The 17,495-nt window shown below is 72.6% G+C and carries 15 protein-coding genes; 4 read left to right on the top strand and 11 right to left on the bottom strand.

The features are described from left to right. The first annotated feature begins 33 nt into the window (after positions 1–33). Complete coding sequence (locus tag ACZ6O2_RS01575; protein WP_466021634.1) at positions 34–723, top strand: metal-dependent transcriptional regulator; 690 nt, start codon at positions 34–36, stop codon at positions 721–723. A gap of 155 nt (positions 724–878) precedes the next feature. Here the strand turns inward: ACZ6O2_RS01575 and ACZ6O2_RS01570 are convergent, their stop codons facing one another. From ACZ6O2_RS01570 to ACZ6O2_RS01560, 3 genes are all read right to left on the bottom strand, one after another. Next, the gene (locus ACZ6O2_RS01570; RefSeq protein ID WP_466021633.1) at positions 879–1,430 is read right to left on the bottom strand and encodes a hypothetical protein; all 552 of its coding nucleotides are present in this window, start codon (positions 1,428–1,430) and stop codon (positions 879–881) included. 92 nt (positions 1,431–1,522) lie between these two features. Then, positions 1,523–1,765, bottom strand: coding sequence for a DUF5522 domain-containing protein (locus ACZ6O2_RS01565; protein ID WP_393295712.1), 243 nt, complete (start codon positions 1,763–1,765; stop codon positions 1,523–1,525). Between the two features lie 25 nt (positions 1,766–1,790). After that, complete coding sequence (locus ACZ6O2_RS01560) at positions 1,791–2,780, bottom strand: asparaginase (RefSeq protein ID WP_466021632.1); 990 nt, start codon at positions 2,778–2,780, stop codon at positions 1,791–1,793. A 512-nt stretch (positions 2,781–3,292) separates the two neighbouring features. On the opposite strand from ACZ6O2_RS01560, the gene ACZ6O2_RS01555 reads away from it, so the two are divergent. Continuing rightward, positions 3,293–3,607, top strand: a complete 315-nt coding sequence (locus tag ACZ6O2_RS01555; protein WP_350710945.1) for a TraR/DksA family transcriptional regulator — start codon at positions 3,293–3,295, stop codon at positions 3,605–3,607. 104 nt (positions 3,608–3,711) lie between these two features. Here ACZ6O2_RS01555 and ACZ6O2_RS01550 read toward each other — a convergent pair whose 3' ends face one another. The 5 genes from ACZ6O2_RS01550 to nrdR form a co-directional block, all read right to left on the bottom strand. Then, entirely contained in the window at positions 3,712–4,647 is a 936-nt protein-coding gene (locus ACZ6O2_RS01550; protein WP_350710944.1) for a DUF2332 domain-containing protein, read from the bottom strand. A 17-nt stretch (positions 4,648–4,664) separates the two neighbouring features. Next, positions 4,665–6,152 (bottom strand): serine/threonine-protein kinase, encoded by a 1,488-nt coding sequence (locus tag ACZ6O2_RS01545; RefSeq protein WP_466021631.1) that lies wholly within the window; start codon positions 6,150–6,152, stop codon positions 4,665–4,667. Next, a complete protein-coding gene (locus tag ACZ6O2_RS01540) occupies positions 6,119–6,733 on the bottom strand; it encodes an NUDIX hydrolase (RefSeq protein WP_466021630.1) in 615 nt (204 codons plus the stop codon). Before ACZ6O2_RS01540 ends, ACZ6O2_RS01545 begins: the two co-directional genes overlap by 34 nt. A gap of 115 nt (positions 6,734–6,848) precedes the next feature. Then, the gene (locus ACZ6O2_RS01535) at positions 6,849–9,722 is read right to left on the bottom strand and encodes a vitamin B12-dependent ribonucleotide reductase (RefSeq protein ID WP_350710929.1); all 2,874 of its coding nucleotides are present in this window, start codon (positions 9,720–9,722) and stop codon (positions 6,849–6,851) included. A gap of 68 nt (positions 9,723–9,790) precedes the next feature. Then, a complete protein-coding gene (gene nrdR / locus ACZ6O2_RS01530; RefSeq protein WP_466021629.1) occupies positions 9,791–10,291 on the bottom strand; it encodes a transcriptional regulator NrdR in 501 nt (166 codons plus the stop codon). Positions 10,292–10,859: 568 nt separating this feature from the next. On the opposite strand from nrdR, the gene lexA reads away from it, so the two are divergent. Next, positions 10,860–11,642 carry a transcriptional repressor LexA gene (lexA, locus tag ACZ6O2_RS01525; RefSeq protein ID WP_350710927.1) on the top strand — a complete coding sequence of 261 codons (783 nt, stop codon included), beginning with the start codon at positions 10,860–10,862 and terminating at the stop codon, positions 11,640–11,642. 55 nt (positions 11,643–11,697) lie between these two features. Here lexA and ACZ6O2_RS01520 read toward each other — a convergent pair whose 3' ends face one another. Then, a complete protein-coding gene (locus ACZ6O2_RS01520; protein WP_466021628.1) occupies positions 11,698–13,428 on the bottom strand; it encodes a hypothetical protein in 1,731 nt (576 codons plus the stop codon). Between the two features lie 51 nt (positions 13,429–13,479). Further along, positions 13,480–14,934, bottom strand: a complete 1,455-nt coding sequence (hflX, locus tag ACZ6O2_RS01515) for a GTPase HflX (protein ID WP_350710923.1) — start codon at positions 14,932–14,934, stop codon at positions 13,480–13,482. 174 nt (positions 14,935–15,108) lie between these two features. On the opposite strand from hflX, the gene ACZ6O2_RS01510 reads away from it, so the two are divergent. Beyond that, on the top strand, positions 15,109–16,575 hold the full coding sequence (locus ACZ6O2_RS01510; protein WP_466021627.1) for an NAD-dependent malic enzyme: 1,467 nt from the start codon (positions 15,109–15,111) through the stop codon (positions 16,573–16,575). 68 nt (positions 16,576–16,643) lie between these two features. Here the strand turns inward: ACZ6O2_RS01510 and dapF are convergent, their stop codons facing one another. Next, entirely contained in the window at positions 16,644–17,495 is an 852-nt protein-coding gene (gene dapF, locus ACZ6O2_RS01505; protein WP_466021626.1) for a diaminopimelate epimerase, read from the bottom strand.

Below are 17,495 nucleotides of genomic sequence, written 5' to 3'. Positions count from 1 at the left end.
CCTGAGTTACCTCCGCGGCAGGGAGGGATGAAGGTGTCCAAAACGGATCTGGTCGACACGACCGAGATGTACCTCAAGACCATCCTCGAACTGGAGGAGGAGGGCGTGCCGCCCCTGCGTGCCCGGATCGCCGAGCGGCTGGGGCAGAGCGGGCCCACCGTCAGTCAGACCGTCGCCCGGATGGAGCGCGACGGCCTGCTCACCGTGGAGGGCGACCGGCACCTGGCGCTCACCACGCACGGCCGCAGCACCGCCGTGTCGGTGATGCGCAAGCACCGGCTCGCCGAACTGCTGCTGGTCAACGTGATCGGGATGCCCTACGAGGAGGCCCACGAGGAGGCCTGCCGATGGGAGCACGTGATGAGCGACGCCGTCGAGAAGCGGGTCTACGACCTGCTCAACCGGCCGACCCGCTCGCCCTACGGCAACCCGATCCCTGGGCTGGAGGCGCTGGGCACCCCGGGGCCGGAGACCACCGACGCCGTCGAGAGTGAGCGCAACCTGGCGTTCCCCGGCCTCTCCGGGCCGGTCGTGGTCCGGCGGATCTGCGAGAGCGTGCAGACCGACGCGGACGTGCTGCGGCAGTTGCACGCGGCCGGCGTCGACCCGGGCGCGACGGTGATGGTGGCGCAGGAGCGCGACGGGGTGTCGATCGACCGCTCGGGCGACCGCGTCCGCCTCCCCCGCGAGGTCGCCTCCCGCGTCTTCGTCGCCGCCCACTGACCCGTCCCACCCCGCCCACCCCCGCGCTCCCTGCCCCGGCTCGGCTCGGCTCGGCTCGGCGATCTTGCGCTTTGTGCCCGGGCATGTCCGACACAAGGGGACAGATCGGGGGCCGAAAGTGCAAGATCGCGGAGTGGGCGGAGTGGCGGCGCGGATCAGATGGCGCGGATGTCCACCTGCTTGGCCAGGGCGATGAGCGCGTCCGCGAGCTTGTCGGCGTCTGCCTTGGCCGTGTCGGCCGGGGTGGTGTAGCGGAGGGTGGCGAGGCGGCCCTCGGTGGCCAGCCAGCCCACCTCCGCGACCGGGCCGAAGGCGCCCTTGGCCGAAAGGGTCCGCCGGTACGCCTTCTGGCCCAGCCCGGTGACCTTGGTCGCCTTCTCCGGCACCACGTCCGCGGTGAAGGTGGCCGCGTCGATCGACGCCTCGGTGACGATCAGCGTCAACTCCGGCAGGGTGGCCTGCTCGGCGCGGACCACGCAGGTGTGGCTGTCGCCGGTCTCGCTGGCGGCGGCGATGTCGAAGCGGACCCCCGCGTGCTGCTCGATCACGCCGAAGTCCAGCAGCCGGCACGCCCCGCCGGACGAGGCGGCCGCCACGTCGACCGCGATCGGCGCGGGAGGCGGCACCGCCACCGGTTCGGCCGCCTCCGCGCCGCAGCCCGTCGCCAGCAGTACGGCCACCCCGGCGCCCACGATCCGCCCGCGCACGATCACTCCTCCACTTGTCCACCCCGACGTGTCCGCCGGACACCGTACGGCCTGCCCCGCCCTCGCGGTAGCCCTCGATCAGCCGTTCGCCGTCAGTCGTCGACGTACGGGCAGTGCCGGCAGCCGCGACCGCAGCAGGTGCCGCGCCGGGCCAGGAACCCCGCGCTCAGCACGAACAGGCCGGTGGCCGGGTCGAGGTAGCCGGCCTCACCGGCGGCCAGGGCGGCGGCGTGCGCGGCCAGGATCCGCTCCCGGTCCGGGTGCTCCGGCGACAGCCGGGAGGGATGCGGCTCGGTCAGCGGCCGGTCCGCCAGCGGTCGTCGCTCTCCGGTCACCGGCGCAGTCTAGAGAGCCCCGCGGTCAGCCGTGCCGGGCCAGGGCGGCGGCGATCTCCTCGCGGTCCGCGCCGGCCGCGAGCAGCAGCCGCAGCAGCACCTTCGCCTTGTACGGGTCGAGCAGCCCACCGTCCAGCAGGCCCCGGCGGCGCAGGTCCGTCTCGGAACCGACCGCCCCGTAGGTGTGCCGCAGCACCGAGCCGGCACCGGTGCGGGAGGTGAGCACCACCGGGATCCGTTCGGCCAGCGCGCCGAGCACCGGGGCCAGGACGGCCGGGACGTGCCCGACACCGAAGGCGGCGACGACGAGCCCGTGGTGGGTGTCGGCGACCCGGTCGAGCAGCCCGCCGTCGTCGTCGAGCGTCACGGTGTGCAGCGCGACCCGGGTGGCGTCGAGCCGCGCCGGGTCGACCGGCGGCAGCGGCTCCCGCCGGGGCGGGCGGGCCAGCACGCGCACGCGCCCCTCGATCACGTGCCCGACCGGGCCCGCGTTCGGCGAGGCGAACGTGCCGGTGCTGGTGCTGTGCGTCTTGCGTACCCAGCGGGCGGCGTGGATCTCGTCGGCGAACGCGACCAGCGCGCCCAGGTCGCGGGCGGCGGGGGCCGCCGCCACACGGGCCGCCGCGAGCAGGTTCGCCGGGCCGTCCGGGCCGGCCAGGGTCGGGTTGCGCATCGCGCCGGTGAAGACCAGTGGCGCGGCGTGCGGCCAGACCAGGTCGGCCAGGAACGCCGACTCCTCCAGCGTGTCCGTGCCCTGGGTGACCACCACGCCGGTCGCCCCGTCGGTCACCGCCCGCGAGGCGGCGTCGACCACGTCGAGCAGTTGGCGGTACGTCAGGTGCGCGCTCGGCACCGCGTGGGTGTCGCGGACCTCCAGCGGCAGGCCCAGCTCGTCGAGGCCCGGCACGGCGGCGGTGAGGTCCGCGCCGGTCAGCCGGGTGACCACCCCGGCCCGGCCGGGGTCCACCCCGCCCATCGCGATCGTGCCGCCGAGGGTGAACAGGGCGATGGACACGCCGGGGCCTCCCGTCCGCCGCCGTGGAAGGCGGCCCGCAAGAACGTACCCTCCGGGTCGGATAACCGGTGGCGCCGGTCTGCGGGCGGCCCGCCGTCGCTGGTGGTTCCGACGGCGACGGGGTCGCCCTACTCCGCCACCAGCGCGTCCACGACCGACGAGCGGCCCGGTCGGGTGAGGCTGGTTTCCGGGCGGACGGAAGCACGTTGGTTTTCCGTTCCGCCCGGCCTATGGTGGCTCCATGTGTTCGTTCGGTCAGCAGAGGAGCACCGCCGTCGTGGTGACGGCGGCGTCCGCTGCTGCCCGTCGGCGTGCCCTGTCGGTGACCGTCGAGACCCGGGTGGTGCGATCCGCGGTCGCGCCGTCGCCTGCCGGCGCGGTGGCCTCCGGACTGCCGAGCCCCGTCCCCGCCGGACGTAGCCCTCCGTGAACCGCTTGCAACTCTGCGAACGGCCACCAGGGCGAAGCTTCCCAAGCTTCGGCCCTTTTCTTTTTTCAGAGGGAGCTACGCCATGACCACGCACACCCAGCCGGACCAGCAGTGGCTCGATGAGCTGCGGGCGACACTGACGACCGACTTCGAGGCGCAGACCGTCCGGCTCACGCAGCTGACGGCCGACACCGGCGACCCGGGCGAGGCGCACACCCAGAGCGCGATGATCGCCGCGACCCGGCAGAGCCTGGACCAGATCACCGGAGCGCTGCGGCGCATCGCCGACGGCCGCTACGGCATCTGCGAGAAGTGCGAGGCGCCGATCCCGCGGGAGCGCCTGGAGGTGCTGCCGCACGCCCGCTTCTGCGTGCCCTGCCAGCAGAAGCAGTACTGACTGAACCGGGTCGAGGGCTGCCTCGTACGGCGGAGGCAGCCCGCGACCCGTACGGGCGCGATCTGGCCGTCGCGCCGCGACCGCGCCCGGTGTCGGACACCGGGTCAGCCCCACCAGGTCATCGCCTGGCCGTGCGTGCGGGTCCAGGCGAGGGGCACTCCGTCGAGCGACAGCACGTTGTGCAGCGCCTCGCCCGGTGGCTCCGGCAGCGCGTCGTGGGGCAGCACGCCCGGTGTCTCGTTCGCGATCCAGTGGCCGGGCAGTCCGCGTACCACCTCCGCGAACGCCGCCCGGCGCGGCGGCGGCACCTGGTAGAGCACGGAGGTGTGGAACACCACCAGCGTCGCGCCGCGCGGCGCCTGCGCGGCGAGTGCGGGCAGGTCGTCCACCAGGTCGCCGCGCGCGAGCAGCGGCGGGTCGGTCGCGGCGACGGCCGCGGCGGCCCGCAGCCGGGCGCGGCGGTGCGAGTGCTCCGGCCAGATGAGAGCGTCGAGCCAGGCGACGTCCGCCGGGTCGGTGACCCGCAGCGGGTTCAGGTCCAGGCCGGCCCGCCACACCACCTCGGGTAGCCGGTCGGGCGGCGCGGTGCCGGTGAGCGCGCAGTCGAGGACCGGCTCGCCCGTGCCGATCAGGTGGTCGCCGTAGCGGTAGGCGTACCGGTCGGGGTAGAGGCAGAGACCGGCGGACGCGCCGACCTCCAGCAGCGCCAGCGGCTGCGGCAGCGCGGCGAGCACCGGCAGCAGTACGGCGCACCGCCCAGGCTCGTTCGTCTGGACGGCCCGGGTGCGCAGTTCCGCCTCGATCGCCGGCCAGTTCGCCAGCGTGAAGTCGTGGAACGCGGCCGGGTCGTCGACGGGCCCGCCGAGCAGCCGTACGACACCGAACAGCAGGTTCGGCTGCCGCTTGGCCGGCGGGAGCGTTCCGACCAGCGCGAGAAGTTCCTCGTCACGGGAGGCCGCGAGGGCGAGGCGCTCGTAGGTCGGCGACACGCCCCGCGCCTCACGGGTGCCGAACTCGACGTAGCTCTCAACGATCGTCATGTCCCGATGATCGCGAACTAGGTCACCGGCTCCCGCTTGACCCACTGATCCAGGGCCCGCGTGAATTCGATCACCGCAGCCTTGGCGGAGGGCGGCATCGACCTCCGGGACGCTTGGCGGTACTTCAGGCACACCGCGAGGTTGTTGACGCGAAAGTAGACACGCACGTCGCGGTCGTGCCAGCCGTGCTCGTCGAGGTCCCCCTTTTCAGAGATGTACGCCTCCTCGCCAATGCCGGGAAGCCGCTCGCCCTCGGTAGGACAGCCACCCAGGTTGGCGGGGAGCAGGGGGGCCTCCACGTCGAGCTGGGTGAGTTCCCCGTCGTCGGGATCTTGGCCGGGCTCCCATTTGCAGCTGTTCGTCGCCTGGTGTGCGGACCAGAGCTTGGCCTTGGGTATCAACGGCGCAATGACCTCGGGATGGTCGGCCAGGTACAGGCACACGCTCGGTGGAGTCGTGAACCGCCTGCCCGACGGCGATGCGGAGGAGGCTGCGGGCGTGGTGGCCGACGGGCTGCCGGACCGTTGGTCCCCGCCCCGGCCGGTCTCCCGATTCGGCGCCCCGTCCGGCGCGAGCGCGTAGCCGGTCGCCAGGGCGCCAGCCGTCAGGGCCATAGCGAAGATGATCGCGGCGACGCGCGTGGGCGCGACACGTCGGGCCCGCGGGCCGCTCCCCTCGGACAGCAGCGGCTCGGTCAGCCTTCTGGTCGCCCCTGCGGCCTGCTCCTTTGCTGGCATGGTGACGCGAACCGTCGGGTGGTCGCCGGCCGTGACGCCGGCGGCGACCTCCCGCAGACGCTCCGCGGCCACATCGGCGGACAGCCGTTCGTCCGGGCGACGCGCCATCAGGCCGAGCAGCGTCGGACTCAGCAGACCAGCACGTTCAGCCGGCCCGGGGTCGCGGCTCAACACGGCAGCGACCAGTTCTGCCGGATCGTCCGAATCGAACGCGGGCCGACCTTCGACGGCGAAGTACAGCGTCGCACCGAGCGACCACAGATCGGATGCCGGATCGGCACCCTGCCCGGTCAGCCGCTCGGGCGCCACGTAGCCCAGCGTGCCCATGACCGAGCCAGTCCCGGTGAGACCCCGGGTGGCGCCGATGACCGCGGCGATCCCGAAGTCCGTGAGTACGGCGCGCCCGTCCCGGCCCAACAGGACGTTCTGCGGCTTGACGTCGCGATGCAGGATGCCGGCAGCGTGAGCGACCCGCAGTGCCGCAAGCAGTCCCTCGCCGATCTCCGCGGTCCGCCGCGGACTCAGCGGCCCGTCCTCGCGCACCACCGAGTAGAGAGACGACCCCTCGACCACGCCCATCACGATCCACGGGTGGCCATCCTCGATCAGAACATCGTGAATGGTCACGATGCCGGGGTGATTCAACCGCCCGGCCGCCCGCGCCTCGGTTATCGCGCGCTCTCGGAGCGCCTCATGTTCGGATTCGCTCAGGCCCTCGGGTAGTCGTAGCTCCTTCACTGCCACGTCGCGGTCCAGCAGGGTGTCCACAGCTCGCCAAACCACCCCCATGCCCCCGCTGCCGATCGGCTTGGCCTGCAAGACATACCGGCCCCCGGCCAGGGTCCGCCGCTCATCCGCCATGGTCGGAAGGATAGCCAGCGCCAGCCGCCGAGAAAGCCATCGAAGGATGTTGCTCCCGCAGCCCCGACGACGGTGTCGGTGGTCGAGGCCAGTTCGTCGAGGAGCCACCACCGGTGTCCGGCGTGGTATGTGCGTTCGAGTGTCTCCATGCGCGTGGTGTCGACGTCGTGCGTGTCGATGCGGTGGTAGAAGAAATCGTCGCGGAAAACGCCACTGGCCCAGCCGAGGTCCGCATAGCCGGCGCAGTAGGCGACCGGTTGACCGAGGTGATGAGGAGCGACCGCCAGGCCGATCTCCTCGTGGAGTTCGCGGGCCGCGGCGTGCGGTAACGGCTCGCCGTCGTTGACTCCGCCACCAGGGGTAGCCCAACCGTGGCCGCGGTCGGGGTCCGTGGAGTCGACCAGGAACCGTAGGAGCAAGATCCGGCTGGCGCTGTCGAGCAGCAGGACCCGCGCGGAGCGGCGCCGGTACGGCAATGGCTCTGACACGTAGCTGAGCGTACGAGATCCACCACGCGAGCCGAGGCAACGAGTGGCCCGGCCGGTGGCGGAAAAGGAATGAGCCCCGGGCGCGGGAACGCCCGGGGCTCATCGCGGTCGTACGTCAGCTGCAGCCGCTGGTGGAGCCGCAGCCCTCGCAGACGTAGCAGCTACCGGCGGGCCGCATCTTCGTACCGCAGGTGAAGCAGAGCGGCGCGTCGGCGGCCTTGCCGATCACGGCCTCCAGCAGCTCCGTGCTGGAACCCACGGACGGCGCCGGCTTGGCGGCGGCGACGTCGGCGACCTCCTGCGCCGGCTGCGCGACCGGCCCGGTCTTGGGCTCGGTCGGCGCTACGACCGGGGCGGAGGCGGCCATCGCGGTGAGGTCCGCACCGTTCGCCTCCGCCTCCGCCTCGGCCGCGAGCTGGGCGGCCCGCTCCTTGGCGGTGAAGATGCCCAGCTCCGCGCGGCGCTCGTACGGCAGGAAGTCCAGCGCCAGGCGACGGAAGATGTAGTCCATCACCGAGGCGGCCATCCGCACGTCCGGGTCGTCGGTCATGCCGGCCGGCTCGAAGCGCATGTTGGTGAACTTGCTGACGTACGTCTCCAGCGGGACGCCGTACTGGAGACCGATGGAGATGGCCACCGAGAAGGCGTCCATCACGCCGGCCAGGGTCGAGCCCTGCTTCGACATCTTGAGGAAGACCTCGCCGAGGCCGTCGTCCGGGTAGGACGACGCGGTGAGGTAGCCCTCGGCGCCGCCGACCGAGAAGGAGATCGTCTCCGACGGGCGCTTCTTCGGCAGCCGCTTGCGCACCGGGCGGTACTCGACGACCTTCTCGACGACCTTCTCCACCTCGGCGGGGGCGGCCTCGGTGGCCTTGTTGGACTTCGCCACCGAGAGCGGCTGGCCGACCTTGCAGTTGTCCCGGTAGATCGCCAGCGCCTTGAGGCCGAGCTTCCAGCCCTCGAAGTAGATCTTCTCGACGTCCTCGACGGTGGCTGCCTCCGGCATGTTGACCGTCTTGGAGATCGCGCCGGAGACGAACGGCTGGATGGCCGCCATCATCCGCACGTGACCCATCGGGGCGATGGAGCGCTCGCCCATCGCGCAGTCGAAGACCGGGTAGTGCTCCGGCTTGAGGCCGGGGGCGTCCACCACGTGGCCGTGGTCGGCGATGTGCTCGACGATCGCCTCGACCTGCTCCTCCGGGTAGCCGAGGCTGCGCAGGGCGCGCGGCACGGTCTGGTTGACGATCTGCATCGAGCCGCCGCCGACCAGCTTCTTGAACTTGACCAGCGCCAGGTCCGGCTCCACGCCGGTCGTGTCGCAGTCCATCATGAAGCCGATGGTGCCGGTCGGCGCGAGGACGCTCGCCTGCGAGTTGCGCCAGCCGTTCTTGTCGCCGATCTTGTTGCCCTGGGTCCACTGCTTCGTGGCCTCCCGCTGGATCGCGGTGGCAACGGTGCCGGCCGGCTTGATCGCGTCGTTGGCGGCGGCGTGCTTGCGCATGACCCGCTTGTGCGGCTCGGCGTTGCGGGCGTAGCCGTCGTACGGGCCGACGACGCCGGCCAGCTCGGCGGAGCGGCGGTAGGCCGTGCCGGTCATCAGCGAGGTGATCGCCGCGGCGACCGAGCGGCCCTGCTCCGAGTCGTACGGCAGGCCCGACGCCATCAGCAGTGCGCCGAGGTTGGCGTAGCCGATGCCGAGCTGCCGGTAGGCGCGGGACGTCTCGCCGATCTTCTCGGTCGGGAAGTCGGCGAAGCAGATCGAGATGTCCATCGCGGTGATGACGAACTCGACCGACTTGACGAACTTCTCCACCTCGAAGCCACCGTCGGCGCGGAGGAACTTCATCAGGTTCAGCGAGGCCAGGTTGCACGAGGAGTTGTCCAGGTGCAGGTACTCCGAGCACGGGTTCGACGCGGTGATCCGCCCGGTCTCCGGGCAGGTGTGCCAGTCGTTGATCGTGTCGTCGTACTGGAGGCCGGGGTCGGCGCACTCCCAGGCGGCCTGGGAGATGGAGCGGAATAGGTTCTTGGCGTCGATGGTCTCGATCACCGCGCCGTCGAGCCGGCCGCGCAGGTCGAAGCCGCCGCCGTTCTCGACGGCGGTCATGAACTCGTCGGAGACGCGGACGGAGTTGTTGGCGTTCTGGTACTGCACGCTGACGATGTCGGCGCCGCCCAGGTCCATGTCGAACCCGGCGTCGCGCAGCGCGCGGATCTTGTCCTCCTCGCGCGCCTTGGTGACCACGAACTCCTGGATGTCCGGGTGGTCCACGTCGAGGATGACCATCTTCGCCGCGCGCCGCGTGGCGCCGCCGGACTTGATGGTGCCGGCGGAGGCGTCCGCGCCGCGCATGAAGCTCACCGGGCCGGAGGCGTTGCCGCCGGAGGAGAGCAGCTCGCGGGAGGAGCGGATCCGGGACAGGTTGACGCCGGAGCCGGAGCCGCCCTTGAAGATCAGCCCCTCCTCCTTGTACCAGTCGAGGATGGAGTCCATCGAGTCGTCGACCGCCAGGATGAAGCAGGCGCTGACCTGCTGCGGCGAGGGCGTGCCGACGTTGAACCAGACCGGCGAGTTGAAGCTGAACACCTGGTGCAGCAGCATCCAGGTCAGCTCGTGGGCGAAGACCTCGGCGTCGGCCGGGCTGGCGAAGTAGCCGTACTCCTCACCGGCGGTGCGGTAGGTGGTGACCACCCGGTCGATCAGCTGCTTGAGCGACCACTCCCGCTCCGGGGTGCCCACCGCGCCCCGGAAGTACTTGGTGGTCACGATGTTCGCCGCGTTGACGCTCCACGACTCCGGGAACTCGACCCCGCGCTGCTCGAAGTTGACCGAGCCGTCGCGCCAGTTCGTCATCACGACGTCGCGGCGCTCCCAGGCGACCTCGTCGTAGGGGTGCACCCCCTCGGTCGTCCAGACCCGCTCGACCTTGAGCCCCGCGCCGGCCTTGCTCCGTGCCCTGCTCGTCGTCACACCATCCCCCGACATCTCATCCGCCCCCTCGTCCGCGCGGCCACCTCGCCCCGCGATCCGACTGTCATCAACTGCGAAAAACTTCAACTGGTACGGCCGACGGCCTCGGCCGCGTCGGCCCCGGCGCCCTCCCGGGCGCGTGCGGCGGCCCGCAGCGTCTCGATCTCCCGCTCGAAGTCGGCGAGCGAGTCGAACGACCGGTAGACGCTGGCGAACCGCATGTAGGCGACCTCGTCCAGGTCCCGCAGCGGGCCCAGGATGGCCAGCCCCACCTCGTGGCTGGGGATCTCGGCGGCCCCCTTGGCCCGGACGGTCTCCTCGACCTTCTGCGCGAGCAGCGCGATCGAGTCGTCGTCCACCGGCCGGCCCTGGCACGCCTTGCGCACCCCGCCGATGATCTTCGTACGGCTGAACGGCTCGGTGACCCCGCTGCGCTTGACGACCGCGAGGACCGCCTCCTCCACCGTGGTGAACCGCTTCCCGCACTCCGGGCAGGACCGCCGCCGGCGGATCAACTGGCCGTCGTCGGCCTCCCGCGAGTCGACCACCCGGGAGTCCGCGTGCCGGCAGTACGGACACCGCATCGGCCCGACCTCCTTCATCGACTGCGGGCACGCCGACCGCTCTCCGGGCACGCGTCAGCGCGGCGGAGCCATCTGTCGATGGTCTTCGCCGTGTCGACGGTACGGGAGTGCGGTCGGTAGTCGAACCCAACCTGTAGGCGACTTACGCCCGTGTGACTACTACATCTAGGGGTCGACCGTATGCCGCCGACGATCCCCGGTCAAGTTGAGCGGCGTGTCCGGCGCGTCACCGCCATCCGGAGTCGACCCGGCCGGCGCCGCCCCACCGCAGAACCAACCGTCCGGCACCTCCCGGGGTTATTCGTCCGGTCGCGGCGAAACCGCCGCCGATCGGGCAGGAGTCGAACACCCGTTCGACCCGACGTACCATTTACCAGAACGTGAGTACGAGCAGGGCCGCTTTTCGCCCCGACACGCCGAGGTGATGTCGTACAGACGTTTGAAAATGACCGATCTCACCTATACGGTCATGAACAACCGGGCGCGGATCTTCCGCCACCGGTCACCACGCACCGCCGCACGCACCACGAGCCGCCAAGGCACCCAGCGCCGACCAGGGAGGACGGACGTGACCGAGGACCGGGCCAGCCGGCCGAAGAGCCCGCAGCAGATCACCGAGGCGGGCCCGCCGGCCACCCGACGCCGGGGCGCCGCGCGCAGCCGGGCCGGGCAGCCCGCCGTGCGCCCGGTCACCCCGGTGGTGAGCGCCTTCCCCGACCCGGCGACGGTGGATCTCACCGCCCGGCAGCGGCGGATCCTGGAGTTCATCCGCACCTGGGTGGACCGGCACGGCTATCCGCCGAGCGTGCGCGAGATCGGCGAGGCGGTCGGCCTGGTGTCGCCGTCCAGCGTCGCCTACCAGCTCAAGGAGCTGGAGAAGAAGGGCTTCCTGCGCCGCGACCCCAACCGGCCGCGTGCCGTGGACGTCCGGGCCCCCAACGACGTCGACGACGAGCTGACCCGCTCGCAGCGCCCCGCCCCGGCGTACGTGCCGATGCTGGGCCGGATCGCGGCCGGCGGCCCGATCCTGGCCGAGCAGGCCGTGGAGGACATCTTCCCCCTTCCCCGCGAGCTGGTGGGTGAGGGCGAGGTCTTCATGCTCCAGGTCAAGGGCGACTCGATGCTCGACGCGGCGATCTGCGACGGCGACTGGGTCGTGGTCCGGCAGCAGCCGACCGCCGAGTCCGGCGACATCGTCGCCGCGATGCTCGACGGCGAGGCGACGGTCAAGACCTACCGCCGCCGTGACGGGCACGTCTGGCTGATGCCGCAGAACCCGGCCTTCGACCCGATCCCCGGCGACGACGCGACCATCATGGGCCGGGTCGTCGCGGTGCTGCGCCGCATCTGACCCCGTGGCGCCTCCGGAGCGGTCGCCGACGGCGGCCCCTGGAGGCCCGGGGACGTCAGTAGCGGTCGCCCCGGTAGCCTCGGCCGCCACCCGGCGCGTGGCCGTTGGGGCCGCCGCGGCCGTCGTCGTAGCCCTGGTCGCGCCGGCGGGCCGGCCGCTGACCGCGAGGATCCTGCTCGCCGCCGCGACGGGGCGGCTCCGCCCGGCCCCCGCCGCCGTAGACGCCGGGGCCCGGTTGGCCCCCGCCGCCGTAGACGCCACCACCGGGACGGCCGCCGCCACCCTGCCGGCCACCGCCGCCACCGCCTGCGGGACCACCGGCGCCCGGCGGCCGGCCGCCATCGTAGGCGCCACCACCGCCACCGGCCGGGCGACCGCCACCACCGCCGGCCGGGCGACCGCCACCGTAGACCGGGCCGCCGGCCTGGCGGCCACCGCCGTAGACCCCGCCGCCGGCCGGCGCGGCCCCGCCGCGACCACCGCCGGCCGGGACCGCCCCGCCCCGCCCGCCACCGGGCGCACCGCCGTAGACGCCACCGGAGGGCGCGCCCCCGTAGACGCCGCCCCGCGCCCGGTCTCCCGGCGGCAGGAAGTCGTCGTCCGCCGGGCCCCGCGGGTCGTCGGCGAGGTCGTCGCGGGCCGGCTCGTCGGCGTCCCGATGCGGGGCGGCCGGCCTGCGCCGGGCCCGCAGGATGCCGAAGACGCCGGCGGCCACCATCAGCGCGCCGATCACGCCGACCGCGGCGATGATGTACGTGATGTCGCTCAGGCTCAGGCCGTCGAGCCACGACTGCCCGGCCGCCTTCTTCGGCCCGTCGCCCTCGCCGGCGATCGGCTTCGCGCCCTCGGCGGACGGGGTGTAGCTGAGGATCTCCACCGGCTCGGCCTCGTCGAGCTGGCCGCCGTCGGAGACGGTGAGGAAGGTCTTGCCGTCCGGGGTGTAGGCGATCGCCTCGCCGAACGGATCGGCCAGCGCCGTCACCCGGGGTTTGGTGGAGGTCAGGGCCGCCACGATGTCGCCGCCGGTCACGTCGTACTCGAAGGCGTCGGCGTAGGTGCGCACCACCACCCGGGACCCGTCGGGGGAACGGGCGGCTCCGGTGATCGCCACGCGGCCCGGAGCGCCGAGCCGGTTGTCCGTGTCCGTCCTCGGCAGGGCGATCTCGCCGACCTTCTTCATCGGCACCGCCTCGGTGTCCCCGCTCTTCATCTTCGCGGCGGGGGTGAAGATCTGCGCCTTGCCCGACATCACCTTGGTGATGATCAGCGGGTTGCCGTCGTCGCCGATGAGCAACGCCTCGGCGTCGTGCGGCTTGCCCTCCGGGTAGGAGAGCCGGTGCAGCACCGGCCGCTTGGACCCGCTGACCGGCATGCTCCACAGCGCCACCCGCTCGCGGCGCTCGCGGCTGGTGACGTTGTCACCGGTGTCGGCGATCCACAGCGTCTGGCCGTTCGGCGAGAGCGCCAGGTCCTCCGTGTCGAACGGCCCCTGCCCCGAATAGCGGACCGGCTCCTTCGAGATCTCGCACTTGGCGTCGAGGAAGAAGACCCGCTTGCGGCTCTCCACCTCGGTGCCGTCGTTGATCACGATGTAGCCGCTCTTGGTGGCCACCAGACCGGACAGCTCACGCAGCCGCTCGTCGGTCACCGTGCACCGCTTCTTGCCGGCGGCGGCCGTGAGCGGGGACGAGGCCGAGGCGGGCGCCGCCAGGGCGACCCCCGCACACGCCACGGTCGCCCCCAGCAAGCCGAGGGCGACCGTGACCGAAGAAACAGTGCGGCGCATTGAATCAGTGTCGCATGCCGCAGGTTTCCGCCGGGTGACGCCGGAACGCCGTTACCGTGCGGACGCGACCGCCTGGCTCTCCGCCGCCGCCCGGAACGGGGCCAGCTCGGCGGCGAGCGCGTCGCCCACCCGGACGTGCACCAGCGTCCCCTCGGGCAGGTGGGAGGTGCTCAGCACCTCACCCTGCCGGTGCACCCGCGCCACCAGGTCGCCCCGGTCGTACGGGAGCACCGCGCGGACCTCCACCGCCGGGCGGGGCAGCCGCTCCTCGACAGCCTCGCGCAGCCCGTCGAGCCCGCGCCCGGTGTGCGCGGAGACGAAGACCGCCTCCGGCCAGAGCCGCTTGAGCCGCAGCAGCGTCTCCTCGTCGGCCGCGTCGGTCTTGTTGACCACCAGCAGCTCGGGCAGCCGGTCGGCGCCCACCTCGGCGAGCACCTCACGGACCGCGCGGACCTGCTCCTCCGGATCCGGGTGGGTGCCGTCGACGACGTGCACCACCAGGTCGGCCTCGGCCACCTCCTCCAGCGTCGAGCGGAACGCCTCGACGATCTGGTGCGGCAGGTGCCGGACGAAGCCGACGGTGTCGGAGAGGGTGTAGAGCCGCCCGTCGGAGGTGGTGGCCTTGCGGGTGGTCGGGTCGAGGGTGGCGAAGAGCGCGTTCTCGACCAGCACACCCGCGCCGGTCAACCGGTTGAGCAGGCTGGACTTGCCGGCGTTGGTGTAGCCGGCGATGGCGACGGCGGGGACGGCGTTGCGGGACCGCCGGGCGCGCTTGGTCTGGCGTACCGTCCGCATGCCCTTGATCTCCCGGCGCAGCCGGGCGATGCGGTGGCGGATCCGACGCCGGTCGGTCTCCAGCTTGGTCTCACCGGGACCACGCAGGCCCACGCCGCCGCCGGCGCCCCCGCCGCGACCGCTACCACCGGTCTGCCGGGAGAGCGTCTCACCCCAACCGCGCAGGCGGGGCAGCAGGTATTCGAGCTGGGCCAGCTCGACCTGCGCCTTGCCCTCCTTGCTCTTGGCGTGCTGGGCGAAGATGTCGAGGATCAGCGCGGTGCGGTCCACCACCTTGACCTTGATGCGCTGCTCCAGGTTGCGGAGCTGGGACGGCGACAGCTCGCCGTCGCAGATCACCGTGTCGGCGCCGCTGGAGAGCACGACCGAGCCGAGGTCGTCGACCTTTCCCCGGCCGATGTAGGTGGCCGGGTCGGGGCGGTTGCGCCGCTGGATCAGCCCTTCGAGCACCTGCGAGCCGGCGGTCTCCGCCAGCGCGGCCAGCTCGGTGAGGCTGTTCTCGGCGTCGCTCTGGGTGCCCTCGGTCCAGACGCCCACCAGGACCACGCGCTCCAGGCGCAGCTGGCGGTATTCGACCTCGGTGATGTCGGCGAGCTCGGTGGAGAGGCCAGGGACCCGCCGCAGCGCCTGCCGCTCGGACAGCTCGAACTCGCCGGTGGTGGCGTCGAGCTCGTCGTCGGTGTAGGGGAGGTAGGTCTCCTGGTTGGTCAAGCCGGTCTCCTGTCCGTTCTGTCACGTACCGAGCAATCCTGACATGTGTCAACGCCGGACGCACCCGCTATATGCCCGCGTGAAATGCCACAAAAGCGGGGGCGGCCGGTGGGCCGGCCCGGGTGGGCGAGTAGAAATGCGGTGCGAGCCGCTCAGCGTCGACGGAGGGATCCTGTGTCAATCACCCGACTTCCGAGTGCCGGATTCTCGATCACCATCCGGATCGCCGTGCCTGCGGACGCGTCCTCCATCGGCCGGCTGACCACCTCCGTCGGCGAGGCCGGCGCGATCGTCACCGCGCTCGACGTGGTCGACTCCGACCCGACCCACGTGATCGTCGACCTGACCTGCGACACCGCCGACGCCGCCCACGCCGACCAGGTGGTCGACGCGCTGACCGCGCTCGACGGCGTGGACGTGCGCAAGGTCTCCGACCGGACGTTCCTGCTGCACCTCGGCGGCAAGATCGAGGTCAGCTCGAAGGTGGCGCTGCGCACCCGCGACGAGCTGTCCCGCGCGTACACCCCGGGGGTGGCGCGGGTCTGCCAGGCGATCGCGGAGAACCCGGCCGACGCCCGGCGGCTCACCATCAAGCGCAACACCGTGGCCGTGGTCAGCGACGGCTCGGCCGTGCTGGGCCTGGGCAACCTCGGGCCGGCGGCGTCCCTGCCGGTGATGGAGGGCAAGGCGGCGCTGTTCAAGCGCTTCGGCGGGGTGGACGCCTGGCCGGTGGTCCTGGACACCCAGGACACCGACGAGATCGTGCAGATCGTCAAGGCCATCGCGCCCGCGTACGGCGGGATCAACCTGGAGGACATCGCCGCGCCGCGCTGCTTCGAGATCGAGGCCCGGCTGCGCGAGGCGCTGGACATCCCGGTCTTCCACGACGACCAGCACGGCACCGCGATCTGCGTGCTGGCCGCGCTGACCAACGCGCTGCGCGTCGTGGGCAAGCAGCTCGCGGACGTCCGGGTCGTGGTCTCCGGCGCCGGCGCGGCCGGCACCGCGATCATGAAGCTGCTGCTGCGCCAGGGCGTGGGCGACATCATCGCGTACGACCGGCAGGGCGCCCTGCACCGCGGCCTGACCGGGCTCAACCCGGCCTGGCAGTGGCTGGCCGACCACACCAACAAGGACAACTACGCCGGTGACCTGCCCGGGGCGGTACGCGACGCGGACGTCTTCATCGGCGTCAGCGCGCCGAACCTGCTCACCGGCGACGACATCGCCATGATGGCCAAGGACGCCATCGTCTTCGCGCTGGCGAACCCCGACCCGGAGGTCGACCCGCGTGAGGCGCGCAAGCACGCCGCCGTGGTCGCCACCGGTCGTTCCGACCAGCCGAACCAGATCAACAACGTGCTCGCCTTCCCGGGTGTCTTCCGCGGCATGCTGGACGCGCACGCCGAGGAGTTCACCGAGGAGATGGCGATCGCCGCCGCCCGGGCCATCGCGGACGTGGTCGGCGAGGACAAGATCAACCCGACGGTGATCGTACCCAGCGTCTTCGACTCGCGGGTGGCCCCGGCGGTCGCCGCGGCGGTGCGCGCCGCCGCCCAGAACCCGCCCCCGGCCCCGGCCGCGGACCCCGGCCCGGCCGACCTCCCCGAGATCGCCGCCGAAGCCAGCGCCACCCCCTGACGCCCCGCCCCGCCCCGCCCCGGCGATCTTGCACCGGCGTGGGGCGGGAGGGCAGGGGGAGGCCGGGGTCAGGCGGGCGTGGTCAGGGCGGCGGGGTCGACCTCGCCGCCCGCGACCAGGACGGCGGGGCCGGCCAGCCAGCAGGAGTCCTCGGTGACCGTGACCGTGAGGCGGCCGCCGGGGACGTCCACGGCGATCACCCCGGTGTCCCGGCCGGCGTCGCGCAGGGCCACGGCGGCCACCGCGCACGCGCCCGTGCCGCAGGAGAGCGTCTCGGCGGAGCCGCGCTCGTACACCCGCATCAGCACGTGCCCGTCGGCGCCGTCGACCGCCTCGCCGGGCGCGGTGAACTCGACGTTCACTCCGGCCGGGAAGGCAGCCGGGTCGAACTCCGGCGCGCGGGTGAGGTCGAGGCCGGTCAGGTCCAGCCCGGTCGGGAGCGCGCAGACCAGATGCGGGTTGCCGACGTCCACCGCCGCACCCGGCAGGGTCAAGCCGCCCACGGTGGCGGTCGAGGCGTCGTACACCCGGGGGCGGCGCATCTCGACGGCGACGGCGTCCCCCTCGACGCGCGCGCGCACGAGGCCGGCCCGGGTGGCCACCGGCAGCGCCGCGCCGACCGGCGTGGCCAGCCCGGACGCCAGCAGGTAGCGGACGAAGACGCGAGCGCCGTTGCCGCACATCTCGGCGAACGAGCCGTCGGAGTTCCAGTAGTCCATGAACCACTCGGCCTCGCCGGCCAGGGCGGCGCCCTCGGGGTGTTTCGCCGCCCGCACCACCCGCAGCACGCCGTCGCCGCCGAGGCCGCGCCGCCGGTCGCAGATCGCGGCGACCAGCCCGGGCGTCAGGTCGAGCGCCCCGTCCGGGTCGGGCAGGATGACGAAGTCGTTGCCGGTGCCGTGGCCCTTGGTGAACTCCAC

Source organism: Micromonospora sp. NPDC048040 (assembly GCF_055587185.1).
The sequence above is the reverse complement of the archived record's forward strand: the minus strand, read 5'-3'. Positions and strand labels throughout refer to the sequence as shown.

Bases quoted from the DNA above. Each gene is read 5' to 3' on its own strand.
- ACZ6O2_RS01555 (WP_350710945.1), top strand. From the start codon at position 3,293: ATGACCACGCACACCCAGCCGGACCAGCAGTGGCTCGATGAGCTGCGG.
- ACZ6O2_RS01550 (WP_350710944.1), bottom strand. From the start codon at position 4,647: ATGACGATCGTTGAGAGCTACGTCGAGTTCGGCACCCGTGAGGCGCGG.
- ACZ6O2_RS01535 (WP_350710929.1), bottom strand. From the start codon at position 9,722: ATGTCGGGGGATGGTGTGACGACGAGCAGGGCACGGAGCAAGGCCGGC.
- nrdR (WP_466021629.1), bottom strand. From the start codon at position 10,291: ATGCGGTGTCCGTACTGCCGGCACGCGGACTCCCGGGTGGTCGACTCG.
- ACZ6O2_RS01520 (WP_466021628.1), bottom strand. From the start codon at position 13,428: ATGCGCCGCACTGTTTCTTCGGTCACGGTCGCCCTCGGCTTGCTGGGG.